Source organism: Pseudomonas sp. s4 (assembly GCF_046764235.1).
Taxonomy (GTDB): Bacteria; Pseudomonadota; Gammaproteobacteria; order Pseudomonadales; family Pseudomonadaceae; genus Aquipseudomonas; species Aquipseudomonas asiatica.
On the sequence record NZ_CP177209.1, the window covers coordinates 69641 to 93541 of the forward strand.

The window sequence follows — 23901 nt, forward strand, 5'->3', positions numbered from 1 at the left end:
GCTTGTTCAAGGCTGTGTGCCGAAGAAAATGTTTGGCCCGTTCAGCGAGTGCCGGCGGTTGAGCCGACTTCGCCATAAACCCTTTCCACCTGCGCACGCGCATTGGTCGCCGCTGCCAACGATTCGAGGTATTGGCCACGAGCGACGATCAAGGTGCGCTGGGCATCCAGCACTTCGATGAAACCGAATTTGCCCATCTCGAAGCCGCGGGTTGCGGTCTCTACGGCTTGTTGGGCTGAAGGCAGAATGGTCTTGTCGTAGGACTCGACCTCCTGCATGGCGGTGGACCATTGGTTCAACGCGGTTTGGGTTTCGGTGCGCAGGCGCAGCTCAACAGCATTGCGCTGGTCCCGGGCCTGATCTGCACGACGAGAAGCGGAAAGAATGTTGCCCTGGTTACGATCGAACAGCGGCAAAGGCATAGACAGGCCCACAGTGTTGACCCGCTCGCGCACAGAGCGGTCGTACTGGCTACCTACACTGACAGTAAGGTTCGGGATACGCTGAGCTTTCTCTGAGCCGAGCGAGGCATCGCTCTTGTCTATCTGCACCACGGCCTGACGCATTTCTGCTGTTTGGTCGAGCTTAGCCAGCAGATCTTCAGTGCGAGGTGGCAAGCCCGGGGAGAGGGTTGGCGATTCGAGTCGATCAAACACGGTGACTGAGCTCCCGGTAATTTGAGCGAGCTGTTGGTAAGCGGTCGCTTTTTCCGTTTCTGCACGTCGAACTTGCAGCTGGGCTTCGGCCAGTTGCACTTGAGCGCGGGTCGCCTCCACTGGGGACGACTTACCTGCGCGAACACGGCCATCGACGATGCGAAGACCGCGCTCAGTCAGTTCGAGAGATTGCTTGGCCAGGTCGAGACCTGTCTGGGCCCGCAACGCGGCGTAAAAGGCTTGGACGACATCTGCACGCAGGCCGTTAACGCGACGGTCTAACTCAAGCTGTGCGGCGGTCTGCCCGTATGTGGCGACGTCAACACGAGCCCCCCGCTTACCGCCCAGCTCAAGGGTCTGGCTGAGAGAGACAGTCGTCTGGCTGGTGTTACGACGGGTGTCTTCCACGTCATACGAGATTGTGGGGTTGGGGATAAGCCCGGCCTGCTTGCGAGCACCATCAGCGATCCCAATTTCTTGCCTGGCCGCGGCCAGGTCTGGGTTGGCATCCATGGCCGTCGAAAGCGCCTGGGGCAAGCTGATGCTTTGGGCAAGGGCTGCAGGCGCCATCAACCCAGAGATGACTGCACAGAGTGCAGCGATCTTCCAGGGCGAGACGGGGGTCTTGGGTAAGACATTGCGGTTATACCGGGGCACTTTGATGGTCCTCGTGCACAAACTTCGATAAAGCTTGGCGAGAACGCCGAAACAGCTGCCAAGCCCCACTTGATTAGGTGATGGCACTCTAATGAGCGGTAGCTATCAGAGGGGTGGCTAGAAAATTACAATTCCGTAAGAATGTCCTGTAATGCCCGAAAATACTGGGAAACCAAACCCGACACGATGATTTCGTTACAAGCAACGGAGATGGCAAACACGCGGTGCGAAGGCCCGAACAACAGGTAGATGACGAAATTGTAATTTTCCTATCACCCCCCCGTTATCTTCGGCCTGCAAATATGAGCTCGCGCTACGCTAGGCGCGCCGCCTGGTCAGAACAATTAACGACACCCGCGCCGGTAAACATAATAAAAACTGCCGTGAATCAAAGGAGCATCGGATGAAAATCAAAGTACCACTGTATTTGGCGGCAGTTTCTGCGCTGTCTGGAAGCTATGCTATTTCGGCACAGGCAGAAGACAAGCCAGAAGGCTTCATTGAAGGCAGCAGCCTTACAGTGCTGAACCGTAACTTCTACTTCAACCGTGATAACCGCGACAGCACTGCCCCCACTTATAACAGTGGCAAGGGCAACACCAACGGCTACTCCGAAGCCTGGGCGCACGCGATCATCAGCAAATTCAACTCTGGGTTTACCCAGGGAACCGTTGGCTTTGGCGTTGATGCCTTCGCCATGATCGGCCTCAAGCTCGACACCGGTGATGGGCGCAACGGCGGCCGTAGCTCCTTCGACGTGCTACCCGTTGATAACAAGGGCGAAGCTCGCGACGAATACACCAAGGTCGGCGGCGCAGCCAAAGTCCGCTTGTTCGATACCATCGTGAAAGTAGGTGATGTTTTCCCATCGACTCCGGTCGTTGCATCCGGCGACTCTCGCCTGCTGCCAGAAAGCTTCCGCGGCGTGACCGTTGAGAACACCAGCATCCAAGGCCTCACCCTGCAGGGTGGTCGTCTGCATGCGATGAGCCAGCCGGTCTCAAGCAACCTGAACGACAACTTCGTGACGTTCTACGGCGGCCCGGTCAACTCGCCATGGATCGGTTACGGTGGCGGTGACTACTCGATCAACGACAACTGGACTGTGAGCGTCTACGCCAGCCAGCTGAAAGACGTCTGGAATCAGTACTACGCCGGCACCAGCGTGGTTTACCCGCTGAGCGACGATCTGGCGCTGATCGGTGGCTTCAACTACTACAAAGCCGTAGATGAAGGTAAGAAGCGCCTGGGTGAATTCGACAACAACATCTGGAGTGCCAAGGTCGGCGTGCGTTACGGTGCCCATACCCTAGCCCTGTCGCACCAGCGCAACAACGGCGACGACGATTTTGACTACCTGCGTCAGTCGGACTCGATTTTCGTCGACAACTCCATCCAGTACAGCGACTTCAACTCGCCGAAAGAGCGTTCCTGGATGCTGCGCTATGACCTGAACTTCACCAGCTACGGCATTCCAGGCCTGACGTTCATGACCCGCTACGCCAGAGGCTCGGGCGCGGATTACTCGAACGCTAACCAGTTCTACATGCGCACTGATGACAACGGCAACCCGCTCGACAATCAGAAGCGTTGGGAGCGTGACGTCGAAGTCAAATACGTTGTCCAAACCGGTCCAGCAAAAGATCTGTCCTTCCGGTTGCGCCAGGCAACCACACGTGCCACTGCATTCGAATCGGATCTGGATGAAACCCGTGTGATCATTGAGTACCCGCTTTCGATTCTGTAATTCGCTAACTGGACCAGTTATTCATTAACTGGTCCTATTAGTAAAACGAGCATTACGAATTCACCTTGAGTGGCTTAAGTGCTCCTTTGGTAAAAGGTGGATATTTGGCGCCCATTGGGCGCCTTTTTTTGCCTAAAATTCAAGTAGGCGTTCGATTGTACGCATCGCATGCCGGTGAAGTTCATGACTACACCAATGACCAGTCTCTTCAATGTGAGCGACCTCGCCGTCATCTGAGCGGAACGAAGCCAGCACAAAGAAGAAAATAACCCAATACTTCATAAGGTCAAATCACCTGCTGGAGAGAGGGCCCGCAACTGTCAAACCCAAACCGCGACAAGATATACCGCCAGACTATCAACTGTATTACCTAGAAATTACAAATCCGTCATTTGAGCCCCGGCACGCTCATTTTGATTTACCATCCCTTTCAATAATGCCGGCGCGCGTGCGCGGTTAATTGCTCAGTGATATCGAGACAAAATCCCATGCGAATTCTGGTAATTGAGGATGAAGTAAAAACTGCGGAGTATGTGCGTCAAGGTCTGACGGAATGTGGCTATGTCGTAGATTGCGTCCACACCGGGTCAGATGGATTATTCTTGGCTAAGCAGCACGAATATGAGCTGATTATCCTGGATATAAATCTGCCAGAGATGGACGGTTGGCAGGTCCTTGAGTTGTTGCGTCGTAAAAACTGCCCTTCCCGTATCATGATGCTGACGGCGAGAAGCCGGCTGGCGGATAAGGTCCGGGGGCTGGAGAACGGAGCAGATGACTAGCTGATCAAGCCATTTGAGTTCCCTGAGCTGCTGGCCCGGGTTCGCGCCTTGATGCGCAGGTCAGATCACCCTGCATCCGTAGAGGTCATTCGCGTCGCTGACCTGGAGCTTGATCAGAGCCGGCACAGGGCATTCAGGGACGGTCAGCGCATTGACCTGACCACGAAAGAATTCGCGTTACTGCATTACCTGATGCGTAATACCGGTGTGGTGCTGAGCCGCACCCAAATTATTTCGCAGGTTTGGGATATGAATTTTGACTGCGACACAAACGTTGTAGAGGTGTCGATTCGAAGACTCAGAGCCAAGATAGATGACCCTTTCGAGACCAAACTGATACATACGCTTCGGGGCGTAGGGTATGTGCTTGAAAAACGATAGTTGCCAAGCTCTCTAGTACCGAAAATCCGCTACATGCTTCCGTCGCTTGCGAACTTGAGGTTTCTGTTTACGATCCGCGGCGCTGATTCCTCACTCAACAAATGAGGTAGGCTGTACATGAGGTATAGCATTGATTATCAGCAGGTTTCGCAAGGACAATCCGATGCCAGCATTGATGCCTGTCCAGCTGACATTGTCTTCAACAGCGACCATGGCCTAGCTCTTATCCCGTGCGTTGGCGATGTTATCAACCTCCCCTCTACGGCGGTCAAAGAAGGGGTTTGCGGCATCGTTAGATCAAGGATTTTCAATTATCTCAGAGGTCCTGAAGAGCTGTACTGTCACGTCAATATTCTCGTTGAGGAGGCGGACATCAATTTCGAAAGTCTCATCTCGGAATACATGCGCAATCAGTCACGTGCTCGCTCGCCTTCTTCATAAAGTCGAAGGCGGGCCAGTCCATTAATGGTTGTGTATGGGTGAGGGTTCAGCAGAGCGAGCGCCTACTGAGCACCAGAGATGAATAGTCACAGCCTAGTGGTTTAACGCGGTACTGCTGGTGTACGCAGGGCCGGACTCATTGTTTTTTGAATGGCGCATTGCAGCACATAGAAATATAAAACCCCGGAAGCAAATACGATTGCGGACAGATAAGCAAACTCAGAGTCTAAAACCCCGGAAACCATATACAATTTAATCGTGATAGAACCCATAATAATTCCGGTACAGTACATGACGCCTGTGAACTGATTGCCCAAAAAACTCAGTATGCCGCTGAAGGCATTGTTCGCACTCAACAGCATTGCTTTCAGTATCGTCCAGCCGAGAACTGGCAGAAAAGCCTTGATCATGAAGGCGAATAACATCGACGATGCAAACAGTTTTATCGGGGTTTCTGCCCACGGCTTGATGGTGCCGTCTACTTCAACGCCGGTATACAAGATGATATTCAGAATAATCGCCATAAGGGTGCATATGCCGAGGCGTATCATTTCCCGCTTAAGCGGGGCCATCATTATCACTGCGTGAATCTTGTTTCCAAAGTATCGTTTTAGTCCTTGGATCGACATTTTTCTTCCTATGCTCTCGGGTATGACGCTGTTGTAGCGTTGTATGACGGTCATGCTTTTACCCGAAGAGAGGTGACGCTTCAACGGTCCTGAATTGCGCAGGGGATCTCATGTCCTTCCCCTGGCTGGGTAGCTTGCTGAGAAATTCTCATCTACCTGCGTGGCAACGATGCGGCCACCCCGCCGCCGTCAGAGCTCTGGAGGACTGGCTGCTGTCAGCAACTCATCGAGTGACGGAACCTTAGCGTTTGCACTGAGGACGAGTGTTCTGGATCGGAGTATGGATACATCAAAGAAAGATTCGCACTCGACTCTTCCGTTTACTTCTCTCCAGTGGGTGACTTCTGGTATCAACTCATTAGGCACCGGGTATAGTGCCATAGGGTTATGGAATACCTCCACTTCAGCAGACCACGGCTCGTAGCCATATTGCGGCCAGAGCTGACCGTAGTCGCTGGACGCTACATCCAACAGAAATGGGATACCTCGTGATGCTCCCGGAGAACGGTCGAAAAACTCACCAAACCGCAAGTATCGGTACCCGTCTAGATGAGCTCCACCTGAGATCGGCACTCGGCTGAGCTTTGGCACTGTGCAGGCATTGGTGAAAATGACCGCTGAAAGATGGGCATTTTCCATTAGCGTAAATAGGCCGTTGGGGCGCCCTGATAGCAGAGATGTCTCTTCCTCCACAGTTATCAGGTGCGTACCACGATGCGCAGATGAGTGAACTGCAAAGCCATAGAGATAGCTGATGAGCGACTCCCTGCTCCACAGCATTGAACTGGGCGCATGGAAATCGGCTAAGGCCAGAATGAGCGGCTTACCCTCCACGTGCGGTAGGGATTCGTAACGCTTGTCCAATTTGTTTTGGATGGTCCTCGCAAACCTTTCTGCAGCCGCTCCTAAGAAACGCTCATGTCGGTCAGCGGGTGGGGGGACCGGCGAGGCGCCAAAATGCTCATACCGCTCTTCCGGGTTGGCTGTCACTGCTTCAACCCAGGCCTCATCTCCCAGCCTATTCTCGATGTGAAAATCGGGTGATTCTTTAGGCTGGGTGACCAAGAGTCCCTGTTCACGAAAAATCGCTAATAGGTGGGCTTCCCAGAGGCGGGTGTGAAAATTCTCAGTCTGGCAATCGGGAACCCAATTTCTGTCTGGGGATGGCAGTGCGAGATACAGTTGATTCAGCGCCCACGCCCCAATACGGCGGCTTGGATCAAATAGTGATTTGAACACCACGCTTGGTGTGCGCTTACCCATTCTGCTTAGAGGAGCACGTCGTCGTTCACCTGAAGGGAGTGGAAGCGGATGGGCTTGGGTATAGAGAAAATGGCTGATTGAGGCGCGGGCTTCAGACTCGCCAGTGGTGCGCTCACTATGGCTGAGGAGCACCCACACGCTATCGACACGACGCCGCAAGGTGACAATTCCGAAGCTGCCGGAATGGATATTTCGGGTTAGAGCGGCACAAGAAATTCCGTCCTCACTAAGCCATGCCCCTACTGGCGGGCTGTCCCCAAACCCCAACCCTCGTGGAAGCGACAAAGCGATTAGATCGAACATCGGCGCAGCAATTTCTTTCATTCGCTGATCTCGGCAGCCGTCAAAATGCATTCCATCAATGCCTCGGAGCGTGCCCGCCGGCGATGGCATCGGTGGAGGTACCTATTGAAGAAGGGGGCCTTGTTCCACCAGGACATCTCGGTTGGTGAAGATGGTCTCAATGGTTGCCTCGGCAGCCACATGAGTCTTTCGCGTGATCTCTTCAAGGGCCAGTTCGAGCCGGTAGTCTTGGAAATACTCGTACAGCTTTTCAGAGCTCTCGGATATCTCCTCCCCACCATTCTTCGCGAACAAGATGTGGATGATCGCTGCGAGTGGGAGAGAGATGTCGAGATCCTTCTCTTCTGCATCTGAATCCGAGTTCAAACCGTCGAAATACCTCTCCAGATGACTCTGGAGCTCCTCAAGCCAGAACTGAGATAGGTTGCTTGGAAGGGAGCTTTCAGGCCCGGTCAGAAGGACTTCATCTCTGAATAGAGCCAGCAGATTGGGGTTTGCCATGGAGGACCTCACGATTAGATTTGAGAGCAACTGGTCAGCATAGTCCACCTCAAGATGACCACCTCCTTGACGCCCATCCTGGTGCTCCTGAGCATCAGACGAGTGAATCGCCCCGAAACCTGTAGATACAAAATGACCGCTTCTCGCCGTTAGCTGCCTTTCTTGAAGGACAGCTTTGGGTCGATAGCGGCCTTCGTGGAGGTTGGTGTCTACGGGGTCGGTTTAGTCAATCTGAATCTCCGGTTTCACCTCCGTGAGGCCGGCCATCGTCATGCATCAGATCTTGATTGACACGCGTGCCGCTTTGGATAGCCTTGCAATTGAGGGCTGCAACTGCGCATTTGTCGGGCCTGGGTACCAGCATGAGCCCCCCGCAATTTTGGCAGCAGAGGAAGCTGGTTCCTCTGAAGTAGTGACGGCGGGCATTGCCAGTCGGATTCTGAACCCAAGGTCGCCAGACTAGGAGCTAAAGGATCGCTGCGACTACTCCTCATCCCTTACCGAAAAGTCACGCGTCGGTCGTAAACGGCCCTTTCCAGGCCAATCAACTTTTGTGATTGGTGAGTAGGGATTTCTCGGCTTTTCTGTGAAAAGCACCCCTTCATTTCACAAAAAAAATGGCGAAGATTCCAATTTCACGGGGTCTGGCCTATCACCTATTTTGTGAACCTACATCCGGTGTAGATCGCCAGGCACTAAAAAGCCCGCGAAAGCGGGCTTTTTAGTGCCTGTAGAAATCAGTAACCGCTGAGGACGTTGACGATCACACCACTGGCAATAGCCACCAGCACATAGTCCCCGTTGACATACAACCAGCGGTGATCACGTGGTGGCGCATACAGGTGGCGTGCTTTCCAGTCGGTCACCCAGTAACGGTCGCCGCGGTAGTGCGGATCAACCACATGGCCACGCTGCCACTGCTGATGCGGAACCGGCATGCCCGGTTGTGGGCGGAAATTCGGGTCGCGATAAGCGGGACCGCGGCCATTATCATGTCGGCCTTGGTACTGTGGCTGACCATGCGGTGGGTTGCCCTGGTGCAATGGGTCGCCATCATGCCGGTCAAGTGGGCCTGGCTGCGCGAAACTGGCCAAGGGGGCGCTGAGCATGAGCGCGGCGCAGATCACGGTCAGGGTTTTCTTCATTTTGCGGTCCTCTGCATGTTGACGCCTGGCGGGAGCTGACTGGCTGCCAGGTTCGGTTAACTGATCAGACCACAATCATTCCCGCTTAATGTCAGGACAGAGGTAAAGGTCCGGTAAAGGTCTGAGGAGGCACGGTGGATGGCACCGGCTTCGCCGGTGTTCACGGGTGAACCCGCTCCCACAGGATGTGTGTTGCCCTCGGGAATAAGCAGGCCCTTGTAGAGCGCGTTAACCGAAGGCGTCAATTCAGGCCAAGCTCCTTCAACCGGCGATACAGGGTGCGCTCGCTCAGGCCAAGGTGACGGGCCAGTTCACTGCGCGAGCCCTTGAACTGTTGCAGTGCCTGGGCCAGCTCACCCAGGTGATTGCGCCGGCCATCTGCCGTGATCGCCCCTGTCGACCCAATGTCCTCCGGCAAATGCTCGGGCCGGATAAGTCCGTCGTCCGCAAACAAACGCGCCCTTTCCAGAATGTTGCGAAGTTCGCGAATATTGCCTGGGAATGGATGCAGCACGAGTTTCTGCAAGGCCTCGTCGCTCAGCCTGGGTGTCGGCTTGCCGGCCATGCGCTGCAGCAGGCTCTGGGCGAGCAACGGTAGGTCTTCTGCTCGTTCGCGCAATGCCGGCAGACGTATCGGGAAGCCGCTGATGCGGTAGTACAGGTCTTCGCGGAAGGTGCCGTCCGCGACCATTTGCTTCAGCGGTTTATGGGTTGCCGATACCAGGCGGAAATCCGAATGCACCGTACGCAGGCTACCTACCGGGCGGAAGCTGCCGGACTCGATCAGGCGCAGCAGCTTCACTTGCATCGCCAGCGGGACCTCGCCAATTTCATCCAGAAAAAGGGTGCCACCATGCGCCGCTTCAGCCAGACCGATCTTGCGCTGGTTGGCGCCAGTGAACGCGCCCTTCTCGTAGCCGAACAACTCGCTCTCGAACAACGATTCGGTCAGGCCGGTACAGTCAACCACCACCAACGGGCCGTTGGCCCGGGGGCTACCCAAGTGCACTGCGCGGGCGAACAGTTCCTTGCCGGTACCCGACTCACCCTGTAGCAACACCGGGATCTGCGCCGGTGCCGCACGTTGCAGGCTGGCCAGGGCCGCTTTGAACGCTGGCGCGCGGCCGACCAGCCCTTGTTCCTGAGGCTGCGCCGACGCGAGGGTGATGCTGGTCAGGCGTTCGACAAAGGCCACCACCCTGCCCTGTTCATCCAGGATCGGCCGCAGCTCTACATCCACATGCTCGGGGCCGCGTGGCGTGTGATGAATGTGCAAAACCCGCTCCGGTGCCTTGCTGTGCCACGCCTTGCGCATCGGGCAATGCTCGCCGGCCTGGTCGCAAGGCACGGCGTAGTGGTGCGAGACCTTGTGGCATTTCTCGCCCAGCGGCGCCTGCTCGTGGCGACCGAACTGGCGGCGATAGGCAGCGTTGGCCGCCAGGATGTTGTAGTCGGTATCCAGCACGATGGTTGGCAGGGCATCGTGCTCAAGATAGGAAACCAAAGCTAGGATGAGGGGATGGGCTTCAGGCATGACGGCACCGATTGGATGACCGGCGCAGGGTAACAAGGACTGCCAAACACTGCCATTGGCTGACAGTCGACTGCCATCTGCGCTGCCACTGTCGTCGGCAATTGTCAGCAACGGGCCGGTTTCATTGGCCCAAGCGCAGGAAAATGCCTGGCATGCATCTTGATAAACCTCCTGGCACTGCCTACGCCTGTACAAGGCTGGGCGGATAAATTGGAGAACGCGATGATCATCGGCAACAACCTGCACGTGGACGCCTTTTACGACAAGGCGACCTCGACCATCAGCTACCTGGTCATGGACGGCGAAACGCGCAAGTGTGCGTTGATCGACAGTGTCCTGGACTATGACCCCAAGTCGGGGCGTACCTGCACTGCTTCGGCGGACCAGTTGATTAACCGGGTAAAGGAGCTGCGAGCTGACGTGCAGTGGGTGCTGGAAACCCATGTGCATGCCGACCACCTTTCGGCAGCGGCCTATTTGAAGGAAAAGCTCGGCGGCCATACCGCCATCGGCGCGCACATCACCCAGGTACAGAAAGTGTTCGGTGCCCTGTTCAACGCCGAGCCTGGCTTCGCCCGCGATGGCAGCCAGTTCGATGTGTTGTTCGAGGACGAGGAAGGTTTCCGCATTGGCAACCTGCATGCCCGCGCGTTGCACACCCCGGGGCACACGCCTGCGTGCATGAGCTTCATGATCGAGGACGCCGGCGAGATAGCGGTGTTCGTCGGCGACACCCTGTTCATGCCCGACTACGGTACCGCCCGTTGCGACTTCCCTGGGGCCGATGCCCGTACCCTGTACCGCTCGATCCGTCGCCTGCTGGCCTTCCCCGACCAGACCCGGCTGTTCATGTGCCACGACTACCTGCCAGGTGGCCGTGACATGCAGTACGTCACCACCGTGGCCGAGCAGCGCGCCAACAATATTCATATCCACCAGGGCATCGATGAGGACAGCTTCGTCGCCATGCGTGAAGCCCGCGACAAGACCCTCGACATGCCCGTGCTGATCCTGCCTTCGGTGCAGGTGAACATGCGCAGCGGCCAGTTCCCCGCGCCGGAAGATAACGGTGTGAGCTACCTGAAGATTCCGCTGAACAAGCTGTGACCGCCCTGCCCCATAACCAGATTTACAGGATTTACCGCCATGCCTGCCTTGTTGTCCCCTGCCAATACCGACCACCACAAAGTGGTCATCGTCGGTGCCGGCGCCGCCGGAATCGCCACCGCTTCCAGCTTGATCAGCCGTGACCCGTCGCTGGATGTGACCTTGATCGACCCCGCCGAAGTGCACTACTACCAGCCCGGCTGGACCATGGTCGGTGCCGGTGTGTTCAAGGCGCCAAGCACTGCCCGCACCATGGCCTCGACCATTCCGTGCGGCGTGCGCTGGATAAAGGCACGCGTGCAGGGGTTCGACCCGCTGGGCCAACTGGTCCTCCTCGAAGGCGGCCGCGCCATCAGTTATGAACAGTTGGTGGTCTGCCCCGGCCTCAAACTGGATTGGGCGGCCATTGATGGCCTCAGCGAGACCTTGGGCCTCAACGGCGTCACCTCCAACTACCGCTACGACCTGGCGCCCTACACCTGGGAACTGGTACAGAAGCTCAAGCAAGGCCGAGCCCTGTTTTGCCAGCCGCCCATGCCGATCAAGTGCGCAGGCGCGCCGCAGAAGGCGCTGTACCTGTCTTGCGACCACTGGCTGCGGCATGGTCACCTGGGGGCTGTGAAAGCCAGTTTCTTCAATGCCGGCGCAGTATTGTTCGGTGTGGCGGACTACGTGCCCGCATTGATGAAGTACATCGAAAAGTACGCCGTGGACCTCAATTTTTCCCACCGCCTAGTCGCCGTGGACGGTCCGAACAAGCGCGCCACCTTCGTGCGCACATTGGCCGATGGCAGCAACGAAACGCGTATCGAGGCCTTCGACATGCTGCATGTAGTACCGCCGCAGGTGGCACCGGACTTCATTCGTGAAAGTCCCTTGGCCGACAGCGCCGGCTGGGTCGATGTCGATCCGCATACCCTGCGCCATCGCCACTTCACCAATGTCCATGCCCTTGGGGACGTGGCCAATACCAGCAATGCCAAGACCGCCGCCGCTGCACGCAAGCAGGCTCCGGTCGTGGCCAACAATGTACTGGTGGCCCTGGGCAGGCTGCCTACCATGGCCCAGTACGATGGTTATGGATCGTGCCCGCTCACCGTCGAGCGCGGCAAGATCGTGCTGGCCGAGTTCACCTATGGAGGCAAGCTGGCACCGAGCTTCCCCAACTGGCTATTGGATGGTCGTAAACCGACACGTCTGGCCTGGTTGCTCAAGGCGCAGGTGCTGCCACCCTTGTACTGGAAAGGCATGCTCAAGGGCCGCGAGTGGTTGGCACGGCCACAGCCGTTGGTAGCCGAGGGTCGGCAGTGATCGAACATCAAATACTGGGAGCGGGCCTGGGCGCGATCATCGGTGCCGTGCTGGCATTGACCGGTGCCGGCGGTGGCATTCTCGCAGTGCCTTTGCTGGTGTTCGGCCTGGGGCTGTCGATGGTCGAGGCGGCACCGGTCGGCCTGCTGGCCGTAGGCATCGCGGCAGCGGTGGGTGCTGTGCTGGGCTTGCGGCAGGGCCTGGTGCGCTACCGGGCGGCGCTGTTCATCGCATTGATCGGTGTGGCAGCGGCGCCGTTCGGGCTGACGCTGGCGCACCGCCTGCCGAACACGCCACTGCAGTTGGTGTTCGCCGGGGTGTTGGTGTATGCCTGCCTGCGTATCTGGCGCAAGGCGGCCAAGGAACTGCGCGGCGAAGCCAATGATGCCCATCGCTACATCGAACCCTGCGTGCTGAACCCGCTGCAGGGCCGTTTGCGCTGGACCCTGCCCTGCGCGCGCGCCCTGGCCTTTACCGGCGCATTGTCAGGGCTGCTGTCCGGCCTGCTGGGCGTGGGCGGTGGCTTTGTCATCATCCCGGCCCTTAACCGCTACACCAACCTGCGGATGGCCAGCATCGTCTCCACTTCGCTGGCGGTGATCGCGCTGGTGTCCACCGGCAGTGTGGTCAGCGCCAGCCTCGCAGGGGTCATGCACTGGCAGGTTGGCGCCCCGTTCGCCGTCGGTGCGGTGCTCGGCCTGCTGCTGGCGCGGCCATTGGCGGCCAGGCTGGCCGGGCCGCGCTTGCAGCAGATGTTTGCCGTGGCCGGTTGGGCTGCGGCCCTGCTGCTGGCCGGCAAGGCGCTACTGGGCTAGCAGCTCGCTCTGTTCTGCCGCGCACAGCGCCAGCAGGTAGTCCCACACTACCCGCAGGCGCACTGACTTGTGCAGTTCGCGGCGGGTGCAGATCCAGTAGCTGCGCTGGATGGTTTCGCCAGGCAGCACGCGCACCAGCGTCGAGTCGTGGCGGGCCATGTAGTTGGGCAGTACGGCGATGCCCAACCCGGCGCGGGCGGCGGTTTGCTGGGCGATCACGCTGGTGCTGCGAAACACCACGTTGGGGGCCCGACAGAAGCTGTTGAGAAACAGCAGTTCCTGGCTGAACAGCAAGTCGTCGACGTAGCCGATCCAGCTGTGCCGGGCCAGGTCCTCGCGGTTGCGCAGCGGGGGCGCGCGATCCAGGTAGTCCTGGCTGGCGTACAGGGCCAGGCGATAGTCGGTGAGTTTGCGGGTGATCAGCAGGTCGGCGTTGGGCCGTTCCAGGTGGATGCTGATCTCCGCCTCGCGGTTGAGGATGCTGACGAAGCGCGGTACTGCCACCAGCTCCACTTCCAGGCCGGGGTAGCGGTCGAACAGCGCATTCATGCGCGGGGTGAAGAACATGATGCCGATGCCTTCGGTCACCCCCAGGCGAATCTTGCCCAGCGGCGTGATGGCCTGGGTGATTTCTTCCTGCGCCAGCAGGGCGACGTTTTCCATGGCTTCGGCGTGCTTGAGCAGGGCCTGGCCCGAGGGGGTCAGTTCATAGCCCTGGGCATGCTGCACGAACAGCGCAGTCCCCAGGCTCTGCTCGATGCTCTCGATGTGCCGGGCCACGGTGCTGTGGGTGGTGTTGAGGCGCTTGGCGGCGGTAAGCAGGCGGCCGCTGCGCTGCAACTCGAGGAAAAACCGCAGATCGTTCCAGTCGAACATGCTGATCCTTTTTGGCAGTTCGTTCCGGCCTCTTCGCGGGCACGCCCGCTCCCACAGGGATCGCGTTACCTTGTGGGAGCGGGCGTGCCCGCGAAGAGGCCAGCACAGACTTACCACTGTGCTAAAACGCACAGCGGCTGCGCGAAATCTCGTGTTTCCTCCACGAAATTACTCACTAAGATGGATCGGGACAAGAATAATAATCAGGCCCGAGGTTGCACATGCCATCAGCCGATTCTGTCTTCGACTACGTGGTCGTAGGTGCCGGTCCCGCCGGTTGCCTGTTGGCCAATCGTTTGTCCGCCGATCCTTCCTGCCGAGTGCTGCTGCTGGAAGCGGGTGGGCGCGACAACTATCCCTGGATCCATATCCCCGTCGGTTACCTCTATTGCATCGGCAACCCGCGCACCGACTGGTGCTTCAAGACCGAGGCGCAGCCCGGCCTGGGCGGTCGTGCGCTGGGCTATCCACGCGGCAAGGTGCTGGGTGGCTGCTCCTCGATCAACGGCATGATCTACATGCGCGGCCAGGCCGCCGACTACGACCGATGGGCCGAGCAAGGCAACGACGGCTGGGCCTGGAAGGACGTACTGCCGCTGTTCAAGGCCAGCGAAAGCCACTTTGCCGGCGCCAGCGAGCACCACGGTGGTGATGGCGAATGGCGGGTCGAGCGCCAGCGCTATAGCTGGCCGATCCTCGATGCCTTCCGTGATGCCGCCGAGCAAAGCGGCATCGGCAAGGTCGAGGACTTCAATACCGGCGACAACCAGGGCTGTGGATATTTCCAGGTCAACCAGCGCAGCGGTGTGCGCTGGAACGCTTCCAAGGCTTTTCTACGGCCGATCAAGGATCGCCCCAACCTCACCGTGCTGACCGGCGTTCAGGTTGACCAGGTGCTGCTCAACAACACCCGTGCACGGGCGGTAAAGGCGTTCTGGCAGGGTGCCTGGCACGAGTTTGCGGCACGTCGCGAGATCATCCTCTGTGCGGGTGCTGTGGGCTCTCCCGGTATCCTGCAGCGCTCCGGCATCGGCCCGCGGCAGTTATTGGAAAGCCTGGGCATTGGCGTGCGTCACGACATGCCCGGTGTTGGCGGCAACCTGCAGGATCACCTGCAGCTGCGCCTGATCTACCAGATCCGCAATTCCCGTACCCTGAACCAGATGGCCAACAGCCTGTGGGGCAAGATGGGCATGGGCCTGCGCTACCTCTATGACCGCAGTGGCCCGCTGGCCATGGCCCCGAGCCAGCTGGGTGCATTCGTGCGTTCAAGCCCGGAGCAGGCCACCGCCAACCTGCAGTACCACGTGCAGCCGCTGTCACTTGAGCGATTCGGCGAACCACTGCACACGTTCCCGGCCTTTACCGCCTCGGTGTGCAACCTGCGCCCGGCCAGCCGCGGGCGTATCGATATCCGCAGCAGCGACATGAACAGCACGCCGCTGATCGACCCCAACTACCTCAGCGACCCCCAGGACCTGCGCGTCGCCGCCGATGCCATTCGTCTTACCCGGCGTATCGTCCAGGCCCCTGCCCTCGCTGCGTTCGACCCAAAGGAGTACCTGCCGGGTTTAGCCCTGCAAACCGAAGAAGAGCTTTTCGAAGCCGCCGGCAAGATCGGCACCACCATCTTCCACCCGGTAGGCACCTGCCGCATGGGCAATGGCGAACTGGACGTTGTGGATAACCAGTTGCGCGTGCACGGCATCCCTGGCCTGCGCGTGGCGGACGCCTCGATCATGCCGCAGATCACCTCCGGCAATACTTGTTCACCCACCCTGATGATCGCCGAGAAGGCGGCGCAACTGATCCTCAAAGGAGCTGCCACCCAGACCTATTTGAACGAAGACGCGATACCGACGCCCTGACCCTGGGTGCGTGCAGTACCGGCAGCTGGCGGTCAGAAGCTGCCGACAGTGGAACAACAAGAATAATCACTGTGGCCTGCGGGCCGAGGACAGCAACGATGTCGGATTACATCCAAGAGCAGAGTGCGGCGGCCAGCAGCTCCAGCCGTCGTGAAGAACGCAAGATCATTTTCGCGTCATCCCTCGGGACAGTTTTCGAGTGGTATGACTTTTTTCTCTATGGTGCGCTGGCAGCGGTCATCAGCAAGCAGTTTTTCGCTGGCGTGAACGACACCACCGCCTTCATCTTCGCCCTCATGGCCTTTGCCGCCGGCTTCCTGGTGCGGCCGTTCGGCGCGCTGGTATTCGGCCGGCTGGGCGACATGATCGGGCGCAAGTACACCTTCCTGGTCACCATCGTGCTGATGGGCCTGTCCACCTTCGCGGTGGGGTTGTTGCCCACCTACGCCAGCATCGGCATCGCGGCACCGATCATCCTGGTGGTCCTGCGCATGCTGCAGGGGCTGGCGCTGGGTGGTGAATACGGCGGTGCGGCCACCTATGTGGCCGAGCATGCGCCGCCCGGCAAGCGCGGTTTCCACACGGGTTTCATTCAGTCCACCGCCACCCTTGGCCTGTTGTTGTCGCTGGTGGTGGTGCTGGGCAGCCGCTATATCAGTGGCGACCAGTTCGAAACCTGGGGCTGGCGCCTGCCGTTCCTGTTGTCGATCGTGCTGCTGGCGATTTCCACCTGGATCCGCATGAGCATGCACGAGTCGCCGGCCTTCGTGAAAATGAAGGCTCAGGGCAAGGTCAGCAAGTCGCCGATCCGTGAGTCGTTCACCTCCTGGCCGAACCTGAAAGTGGTGCTCACCGCCCTGTTCAGCATCAACGCCGGGCAGGCCGTGACCTTCTACACGGCGCAGTTCTACGTGCTGTTCTTCATGACCCAGATGCTGAAGATGGACCCGGCCCAGGCCAACACCCTGCTGATCATCAGCGTTGTCATTGGTGCGCCATTCTTCGTGTTCTTCGGCTGGTTGTCCGACCGGATTGGCCGCAAGCCGATCCTGATGCTCGGCCTGCTGCTGGCCACGGTGCTGTACTTCCCGCTGTTCAAGGCGCTGAGCCACTACGCCAACCCACAGATCGACGCGGCCAGCCGCCAGGCGCCGATCGTGGTCACTGCCGACCCGAGAGGCTGTACTTTCCAGTTCGACCCGGTAGGCAAGGCGCGCTTCGACAGCCCCTGCGACAAGGTCAAGACCTTCCTGGTCAAGCAAGGCCTACCGTACAGCTCTGTGGATGTGGCCGGCAGCGATGTGGTGGTTAACATCGGTGACAAGACCATCAACGGCTTCGACGAAGCGGCCATGCGTGCGGCGGTGGAACAGGCTGGCTACCCGGCCAAGGCCGACCCTGGGCAGGTCAACCAAGTGATGGTGGTGGTGCTGATCGTGGCGATGATCCTGATCGCGACCATGACCTATGGCCCGCTGGCGGCGGTGATGGTCGAGCTGTTCCCCACTCGCATCCGCTACACCTCCATGTCACTGCCCTACCACATTGGCAACGGCTGGTTCGGTGGCTTCCTGCCAACGGTGTCGTTCGCGCTGGTGGTGTACACCGGGGATATCTTCTATGGGCTGTGGTACCCGGTGGTGGTGACCGGGGTCAGCCTGGTGGTGGGGATCTTCTGCCTGAAAGAAACCAGGGATGTGGATATCGACAAGATCTGACGGTTGCAACGGGCCGTTTCTACACGCCCGCATGAGGCAATAAAAAACCGGCTGTAAAAGCCGGTTTTCTTATGCCCCAAAAAACTTATGCACGATTTTCAGAAAAATGTCATACACAGAAATAAACAGCTAATTCAAACACTTAGCGATCACTTCAGGCTTTTAATCCAAAAACAGTTCACAAGTTATCCACAGATGGTCAGGCCATCTGTTCCTGGGGTTTTTCCTCTGCTGGCGGCAGCGAACCCATGGCCCGCTGGGTCGCTTCGTTCCACGCCGCAGCGCGGTCGTTGAGCTCGGCAATGGCCCGTGGCCCGGTGCCGTTGGCGTACATCGGCTCGCCAATCACCACCTCGATTGTGCCCGCGCGCTTGCCCCAGCCGGTCTTGGGCCAGAACTTGCCGGCGTTATGGGCAATCGGCAGCACCGGCAGGCCGGCATTCACTGCCAGCGCGGTACCGCCACGGGAGAACTTGCCCATGGTGCCGAATGGCACGCGGGTGCCTTCCGGGAAGATCAGCACCCAGGTCTTCTGCTTGAGCAGCTCGTCACCCTTGCTGGCTACCTGGCGCAGGGCTTCCTTGGGGTTATCTCGGTTGATCGCGATCGGCCGCAGCATGGCCATGGCCCAACCGAAGAACGGCACATACAGCAACTCGCGCTTGAGCACCTGGCTCAGCGGCGAGAAATACTGGGAAAGGAAGAAGGTTTCCCAGGTGCTCTGGTGGTTGGACAGGATCACGCAAGGCTCATCAGGCACGTTCTCGGCGCCAGTGATCTTGTAGTCGATACCCAGGATGGTGCGCACCAGGAACAACGCGCAACGGCACCAGTACACGTTGATGAACTTGTAGCGCTTGGGGAACGACAGGAACGGCGCAACGAAGAAGCTCAGCGAGCACCACAGCAGCGAACTGGTGCCCAGCAGCAGGTAAAAAAGAAAGATTCTGATCGCCTGCAGGATCGACATAGTGGCTTGTACCATTGCGGGGCATGCCCGCCTGAGAAAAATGCGCCCGAAGGCGCACTGTTTAAATTAGTTCTCTGGCGATAGCTGCCAGATCGTCGAAAATCAGTGTAGTTTCCGGGACGCCTTTTTCCAGGGTCCGCTCGCCCTTGCCGGTTTTCACCAACACGGGTTGTGCACCGACGGCCAGGGCGGCCTCCAGGTCACCTTTGCTGTCGCCAACGAACCAGACGCCTTCCAGGCCGACCTGGTAATGCTCGGCGATCGCCCGCAGCATGCCAGGCTTGGGCTTGCGGCAATCGCAGCCTTCGTCCGGCCCGTGCGGGCAATACACGATGTGGCCCACTTCGCCACCCTGCTCGGCCACCAGCGCGCGCAGGCGCGCGTGCATGGCCTCGAGGGTAGTCAGCGCATAGTAGCCACGGGCAATGCCGGACTGGTTGGTGGCCACGGCCACCGTCCAGCCCGCCTTGCTCAACTGCGCGATCGCATCGACCGAGCCAGGGATCGGCACCCACTCGTCCAGCGTCTTGATGTAGGCGTCGGAGTCGTAGTTGATTACTCCGTCACGGTCGAGAATCAGCAGTTTCAAGGCTTACCCCAGCAGCGAAATGTCGGCCACGCCCAGGAACAGGCCGCGCAGGCGGCTGAGCAGGGCATAACGGTTGGCGCGTACCTTGGCATCCTCGGCGTTGACCATCACCGCCTCGAAGAAGGCGTCGACCGGGTCACGCAGGGCCGCCAGGCGGGCCAGCGATTCGCTGTACTGGCGTGCAGCAGCCATCGGTTGCACGGCCTGGTCGGCCTGCTGGATGGCCGAGTACAGGGAGAACTCGTTGGCGTTGTCGAAGTACTTCGGCTCGACGTGATCAGCGATGGCGCCTTCGGCCTTGCTCAGCAGGTTCGACACGCGCTTGTTCACCGCGGCCAGGGCCTCGGCTTCCGGCAGCTTGCGGAAGGCTTGTACAGCCTGCACGCGCTGGTCGAAGTCCAAGGCAGAACCTGGCTGCAGGGCACGGACCGACAGGTAGGTGGCCACGTCGATGCCTTCGTCTTCGTAACGCGCACGCAGGCGGTCGAAGATGAACTCCAGCACCTGTTCGGCCAGGCCGGCGGCCTTGACCTTGGCGCCGAACTGCTTGACCGCGAACTCGACCGCACCGGTCAGGTCCAGGTCCAGCTGCTTCTCGATCAGGGTACGCAGCACGCCCAAGGCGGCACGGCGCAGGGCGTACGGGTCCTTGCTGCCGGTAGGCAGCATGCCGATGCCGAAGATGCCGACCAGGGTGTCGAGCTTGTCGGCGATGGCCACCGCAGCACCGGTGAGGGTCTGCGGCAGCTCGGCGCCAGCACCGCGCGGCATGTACTGCTCGTTCAGGGCCAGGGCCACGTCTTCCGGCTCACCGTCGTTGAGCGCGTAGTAGTAACCGGCCACACCCTGCATCTCAGGGAATTCGCCAACCATCTCGGTGGCCAGGTCGCACTTCGACAGCAGGCCGGCGCGGCCGGCGCGCTGGGCGTCGCCGCCGATCAGCGGGGCGATGAAGGCGGCCAGCTTGGAGACGCGCTCGGCCTTGTCGTACACGGTACCCAGCTGAGCCTGGAACACCACGTTCTTCAGGCGCTCGTTGAAGGTTTCCAGCGGCTGCTTCTTGTCCTGCTTGAAGAAGAACTCGGCGTCGGTCAGGCGTGGGCGTACGACCTTCTCGTTACCTTGCACGATCTGCTTCGGGTCGCGGCTCTCGACGTTGGCCACGGTGATGAAGCGCGGCAGCAGCTTGCCTTCGCTGTCCAGCAGGCAGAAGTACTTCTGGTTGTCCTGCATGGTGGTGATCAGGGCTTCCTGCGGCACTTCGAGGAAGCGCTCCTCGAACGAGCACACCAGCGGCACTGGCCACTCGACCAGGGCGGTCACTTCGTCCAGCAGCGCCGGCGGCACGATGGCGCTGCCTTCCTGCTGCATGGCCAGTTCGGCGGTACGCTTGCTGATCAGCTCCCGGCGCTCGGCGAAGTCGGCCAGCACGTAGGCTTTGCGCAGGTCTTCGACGTAGTTGGCCGGGGTGGTGATGACCACGTTTTCCGGGTGGTGGAAGCGGTGGCCACGGGATTCACGGCCTGCCTTCTGCGACAGGATGGTGCAGTCGACCACTTGGTCGCCCAGCAGCATCACCAGCCATTGGGTCGGGCGCACGAACTCTTCACGGCTGGCCGCCCAGCGCATGCGCTTGGGGATCGGCAGGTCGTTGAGCGAATCTTCGACGATGGTCGGCAGCAGGCCGGTGGTGGCCTTGCCCGGGATGTGCTGGGAGAAGCGCAGCTTGGGGCCGCTCTGGTCGATTTCCGACAGCTCCACACCGCATTTCTTGGCAAAGCCCAAGGCAGCCTGGGTCGGCTCGCCGTCTTTGAAAGCAGCCTGCAGGGGCGGGCCGTCGATATTGATGCTGCGGTCAGGCTGTTGCACGTCGAGCTGGCGGATCAGCACGGCCAAGCGGCGCGGCGCGGCGTAAACCTGCTTGCCGGTGTAGTTCAGGCCAGCGGCCTGCAGGCCCTTCTCGATACCCGCCAGGAAGGCTTCGCCAAGGCTGGCGAGGGCCTTCGGTGGCAGCTCCTCGGTGCCCAGTTCTACCAGGAAATCTTGAGCACTCATTGTGCAGCCTCCAGCTTAGCCAACACTTCGTCACGCAGTTCAGGGGTGGCCATCGGGAAGCCCAGGCGTGCGCGGGCTTGCAGATAGCTTTGCGCCACGTCCCGGGCCAGGGTACGTACACGCAGGATGTAGCGCTGGCGCTCGGTTACCGAGATGGCGCGGCGGGCGTCCAGCAGGTTGAAGGTGTGCGAGGCCTTCAGGACCATTTCATAGGTCGGCAGCGGCAGCTCAAGCTTGATCAGGCGGTTGGCTTCGCTTTCGTAGAAGTCGAACAGCTCGAACAGCTTGTCGACGTTGGCGTGCTCGAAGTTGTAGGTCGACTGCTCCACCTCGTTCTGGTGGAACACGTCGCCGTAGGTGACCTTGCCGAACGGGCCGTCGGCCCACACCAGGTCGTACACCGAGTCGACGCCCTGGATGTACATGGCCAGGCGCTCCAGGCCGTAGGTGATTTCACCAGTGACTGGGTAGCACTCGATGCCGCCTACCTGCTGGAAGTAGGTGAACTGGGTGACTTCCATGCCGTTGAGCCAGATTTCCCAGCCCAGGCCCCAGGCGCCGAGGGTCGGCGATTCCCAGTTGTCTTCGACGAAGCGAATGTCGTGGACCAGCGGGTCCAGGCCGATGGCTTTCAGCGAGCCGAGGTACAGCTCCTGGAAGTTGGCCGGGTTGGGCTTCAGTACCACCTGGAACTGGTAGTAGTGCTGCAGGCGGTTGGGGTTTTCGCCATACCGCCCGTCGGCAGGGCGACGGCTAGGCTGCACATAGGCGGCGTTCCAGGTTTCTGGACCCACGGCGCGCAGGAATGTAGCGGTGTGGAAAGTGCCGGCGCCTACTTCCATATCGTAGGGCTGAAGCACCACACAACCTTGCTCGGCCCAGTAGTTCTGCAGGGCGAGGATCAGGTCTTGGAAGGTACGCACGGCTGGCGTAGGCTGGCTCACGAAATTCACCTGTATCTGGGGATGCGGATGTAAAGAGCGGGAGTATAACCTGATTCGCCTCGCCCTCTACTCATTGGAGCCTTATGCCACGCTGCTTTTGGTGTACCGACGATCCGTTGTACCAGGCCTACCATGACCAGGAATGGGGAACGCCCCAGCGTGACCCGGCGTTGCTGTTCGAGATGCTTTTGCTCGAAGGGTTCCAGGCGGGGCTTTCGTGGATCACCGTATTGCGTAAACGCGAGCGTTATCGCGAGGTGATGCACGGCTTCGATCCGGTGAAACTCGCCGTCATGAGCGACGAACGCATCGAGGAGCTGATGCAGGATGCCGGCATCATCCGCAACCGCCTCAAGCTCAAGGCTGCCAGGCGTAATGCCCAGGCCTGGCTGGCTGTGGACAACCCCGCCGACTGGCTCTGGTCATTCGTCGGTGGTGCGCCGAAGATCAACCACTTCACTGGCCGCAGCGAGGTGCCAGCGGTTACCGATGAAGCCAAGGCGATGAGCAAAGCCCTGCAGAAAGCCGGCTTCACGTTCGTTGGCCCGACCATCTGCTATGCCTTCATGCAGGCCACCGGCATGGTCATGGACCACACCACCGATTGCGATCGCTACGCCGCCTTGTTGCGCTGAGGGGTTACAATGCGCGCCTTGCTGAAATAAGGAATTCGCCTGTGGAAAAGTTCAAGGGCGCCCTGATGGTCGGGGTGCTGCGTCTGTTTGCCAAGCTGCCCTGGGGCGCTGTGCAGCGCGTCGGCGCCGGTATCGGCTGGCTGATGTGGAAGATCCCCAACGGCTCGCGCAATGTCGTGCGCATCAACCTGGCCAAGTGCTTCCCGGAGATGGACCCGGCCGAGCGCGAGCAGCTGGTGGGCCGCGCGTTGAAGGACATCGGTAAATCCTTCGTCGAAAGTGCCTGTGCCTGGATCTGGCCGCCGCAGCGCTCGCTGGAGCTGGTCAAGGAAGTGCACGGCCTGGAAGTGCTGGAGCAGGCGTTGGCCTCGGGCAAGGGCGTGGTCGGCATCACCAGCCACCTGGGTAACTGGGAAGTGCTGAACCACTTCTACTGCAACCAGTGCAAACCGATCATCTTCTATCGCCCGCCGAAGCTGAAGGCGGTGGATGACCTGCTGCGCGAGCAGCGGGTGCAGATGGGCAACCGCGTGGCGCCTTCGACCAAGGAAGGCATCCTCAGCGTGATCAAGGAAGTGCGCCGTGGTGGTCAGGTGGGTATTCCTGCCGACCCGGAGCCGGCGGAGTCGGCCGGGGTGTTCGTGCCGTTCCTGGGTACCCAGGCGCTGACCAGCAAGTTTGTTCCGAACATGCTGGCCGGGGGCAAGGCGGTTGGAGTGTTCCTGCATGCCCTGCGGTTGCCTGACGGCTCGGGCTTCAAGGTGTTCCTGGAGGCGGCGCCGGAAGAGATGTACAGCACCGATGTGACCGTGTCGGCGGCGGCGATGAGCAAGGTGGTCGAGCGCTATGTGCGCGAGTACCCGAGCCAGTACATGTGGAGCATGAAGCGCTTCAAGAAGCGCCCGGCTGGCGAGGCGCGCTGGTACTGAGATTTTCACTGTCCCCTGTTGGAGCGGGTTTACCCGCGAATGCGT

General features: G+C 59.6%; 20 protein-coding genes and 1 pseudogene. 10 read left to right on the top strand and 11 right to left on the bottom strand.

The window, feature by feature from the left end; genetic code table 11:
- Positions 1 to 41: 41 nt before the first annotated feature.
- Positions 42 to 1313, bottom strand: a complete 1272-nt coding sequence (locus tag ACK56M_RS00335; RefSeq protein WP_010951456.1) for a TolC family protein — start codon at positions 1311 to 1313, stop codon at positions 42 to 44.
- Positions 1314 to 1716: 403 nt separating this feature from the next.
- Here ACK56M_RS00335 and ACK56M_RS00340 point away from each other — a divergent pair, with 403 nt between their 5' ends.
- From ACK56M_RS00340 to ACK56M_RS00350, 3 genes and pseudogenes are all read left to right on the top strand, one after another.
- A complete protein-coding gene (locus ACK56M_RS00340; protein ID WP_003253422.1) occupies positions 1717 to 3060 on the top strand; it encodes an OprD family porin in 1344 nt (447 codons plus the stop codon).
- Positions 3061 to 3548: 488 nt separating this feature from the next.
- Positions 3549 to 4223: pseudogene (locus tag ACK56M_RS00345) on the top strand (heavy metal response regulator transcription factor).
- 117 nt (positions 4224 to 4340) lie between these two features.
- Positions 4341 to 4664, top strand: coding sequence for a hypothetical protein (locus tag ACK56M_RS00350; protein WP_010951457.1), 324 nt, complete (start codon positions 4341 to 4343; stop codon positions 4662 to 4664).
- A gap of 101 nt (positions 4665 to 4765) precedes the next feature.
- Here ACK56M_RS00350 and ACK56M_RS00355 read toward each other — a convergent pair whose 3' ends face one another.
- The 5 genes from ACK56M_RS00355 to ACK56M_RS00375 all read right to left on the bottom strand — a co-directional run bounded on the left by ACK56M_RS00355 (position 4766) and on the right by ACK56M_RS00375 (position 10039).
- Complete coding sequence (locus ACK56M_RS00355) at positions 4766 to 5293, bottom strand: hypothetical protein (RefSeq protein WP_012269855.1); 528 nt, start codon at positions 5291 to 5293, stop codon at positions 4766 to 4768.
- A 189-nt stretch (positions 5294 to 5482) separates the two neighbouring features.
- Complete coding sequence (locus ACK56M_RS00360) at positions 5483 to 6880, bottom strand: hypothetical protein (RefSeq protein ID WP_224765890.1); 1398 nt, start codon at positions 6878 to 6880, stop codon at positions 5483 to 5485.
- A gap of 81 nt (positions 6881 to 6961) precedes the next feature.
- A complete protein-coding gene (locus ACK56M_RS00365; protein ID WP_411959205.1) occupies positions 6962 to 7360 on the bottom strand; it encodes a hypothetical protein in 399 nt (132 codons plus the stop codon).
- Between the two features lie 737 nt (positions 7361 to 8097).
- Entirely contained in the window at positions 8098 to 8505 is a 408-nt protein-coding gene (locus ACK56M_RS00370; protein ID WP_411959206.1) for an RcnB family protein, read from the bottom strand.
- A 241-nt stretch (positions 8506 to 8746) separates the two neighbouring features.
- Complete coding sequence (locus tag ACK56M_RS00375) at positions 8747 to 10039, bottom strand: sigma-54 interaction domain-containing protein (RefSeq protein WP_085721401.1); 1293 nt, start codon at positions 10037 to 10039, stop codon at positions 8747 to 8749.
- Positions 10040 to 10261: 222 nt separating this feature from the next.
- Between ACK56M_RS00375 and ACK56M_RS00380 the strand changes: the two genes are divergently transcribed.
- From ACK56M_RS00380 to ACK56M_RS00390, 3 genes are read left to right on the top strand one after another with little or no spacing between them, the layout of a single operon-like run.
- Positions 10262 to 11146, top strand: coding sequence for an MBL fold metallo-hydrolase (locus ACK56M_RS00380; RefSeq protein ID WP_054572533.1), 885 nt, complete (start codon positions 10262 to 10264; stop codon positions 11144 to 11146).
- A 39-nt stretch (positions 11147 to 11185) separates the two neighbouring features.
- A complete protein-coding gene (locus ACK56M_RS00385) occupies positions 11186 to 12457 on the top strand; it encodes an FAD/NAD(P)-binding oxidoreductase (protein ID WP_100413590.1) in 1272 nt (423 codons plus the stop codon).
- Entirely contained in the window at positions 12454 to 13272 is an 819-nt protein-coding gene (locus ACK56M_RS00390) for a sulfite exporter TauE/SafE family protein (RefSeq protein WP_085721398.1), read from the top strand. Before ACK56M_RS00385 ends, ACK56M_RS00390 begins: the two co-directional genes overlap by 4 nt.
- Here the strand turns inward: ACK56M_RS00390 and ACK56M_RS00395 are convergent.
- Positions 13261 to 14148, bottom strand: a complete 888-nt coding sequence (locus tag ACK56M_RS00395) for a LysR family transcriptional regulator (protein ID WP_015268432.1) — start codon at positions 14146 to 14148, stop codon at positions 13261 to 13263. The genes ACK56M_RS00390 and ACK56M_RS00395 overlap by 12 nt on opposite strands.
- A 221-nt stretch (positions 14149 to 14369) precedes the next feature.
- On the opposite strand from ACK56M_RS00395, the gene ACK56M_RS00400 reads away from it, so the two are divergent.
- Both ACK56M_RS00400 and ACK56M_RS00405 read left to right on the top strand, forming a co-directional pair.
- Positions 14370 to 16016, top strand: a complete 1647-nt coding sequence (locus ACK56M_RS00400) for a GMC family oxidoreductase (RefSeq protein ID WP_015268433.1) — start codon at positions 14370 to 14372, stop codon at positions 16014 to 16016.
- A gap of 98 nt (positions 16017 to 16114) precedes the next feature.
- A complete protein-coding gene (locus tag ACK56M_RS00405; RefSeq protein WP_100413589.1) occupies positions 16115 to 17734 on the top strand; it encodes an MFS transporter in 1620 nt (539 codons plus the stop codon).
- A gap of 199 nt (positions 17735 to 17933) precedes the next feature.
- Here ACK56M_RS00405 and ACK56M_RS00410 read toward each other — a convergent pair whose 3' ends face one another.
- Genes ACK56M_RS00410 through glyQ form a run of 4 tightly spaced genes read right to left on the bottom strand, consistent with a single transcriptional unit; the run spans position 17934 to position 22292 of the window.
- On the bottom strand, positions 17934 to 18719 hold the full coding sequence (locus tag ACK56M_RS00410) for a lysophospholipid acyltransferase family protein (protein ID WP_025337179.1): 786 nt from the start codon (positions 18717 to 18719) through the stop codon (positions 17934 to 17936).
- 46 nt (positions 18720 to 18765) lie between these two features.
- On the bottom strand, positions 18766 to 19293 hold the full coding sequence (gene gmhB, locus ACK56M_RS00415) for a D-glycero-beta-D-manno-heptose 1,7-bisphosphate 7-phosphatase (RefSeq protein ID WP_015268435.1): 528 nt from the start codon (positions 19291 to 19293) through the stop codon (positions 18766 to 18768).
- Between the two features lie 3 nt (positions 19294 to 19296).
- Positions 19297 to 21348: a glycine--tRNA ligase subunit beta gene (gene glyS, locus ACK56M_RS00420; RefSeq protein WP_100413588.1), complete on the bottom strand. Its 2052-nt coding sequence runs from the start codon at positions 21346 to 21348 to the stop codon at positions 19297 to 19299.
- Positions 21345 to 22292, bottom strand: coding sequence for a glycine--tRNA ligase subunit alpha (glyQ, locus tag ACK56M_RS00425; protein ID WP_013970261.1), 948 nt, complete (start codon positions 22290 to 22292; stop codon positions 21345 to 21347). Before glyQ ends, glyS begins: the two co-directional genes overlap by 4 nt.
- Before the next feature lie 83 nt (positions 22293 to 22375).
- Here glyQ and ACK56M_RS00430 point away from each other — a divergent pair, with 83 nt between their 5' ends.
- Positions 22376 to 22927 (top strand): DNA-3-methyladenine glycosylase I, encoded by a 552-nt coding sequence (locus ACK56M_RS00430; RefSeq protein ID WP_003260004.1) that lies wholly within the window; start codon positions 22376 to 22378, stop codon positions 22925 to 22927.
- Positions 22928 to 22968: 41 nt separating this feature from the next.
- A complete protein-coding gene (locus tag ACK56M_RS00435) occupies positions 22969 to 23856 on the top strand; it encodes a lysophospholipid acyltransferase (RefSeq protein WP_015268436.1) in 888 nt (295 codons plus the stop codon).
- Positions 23857 to 23901 lie beyond the last annotated feature (45 nt).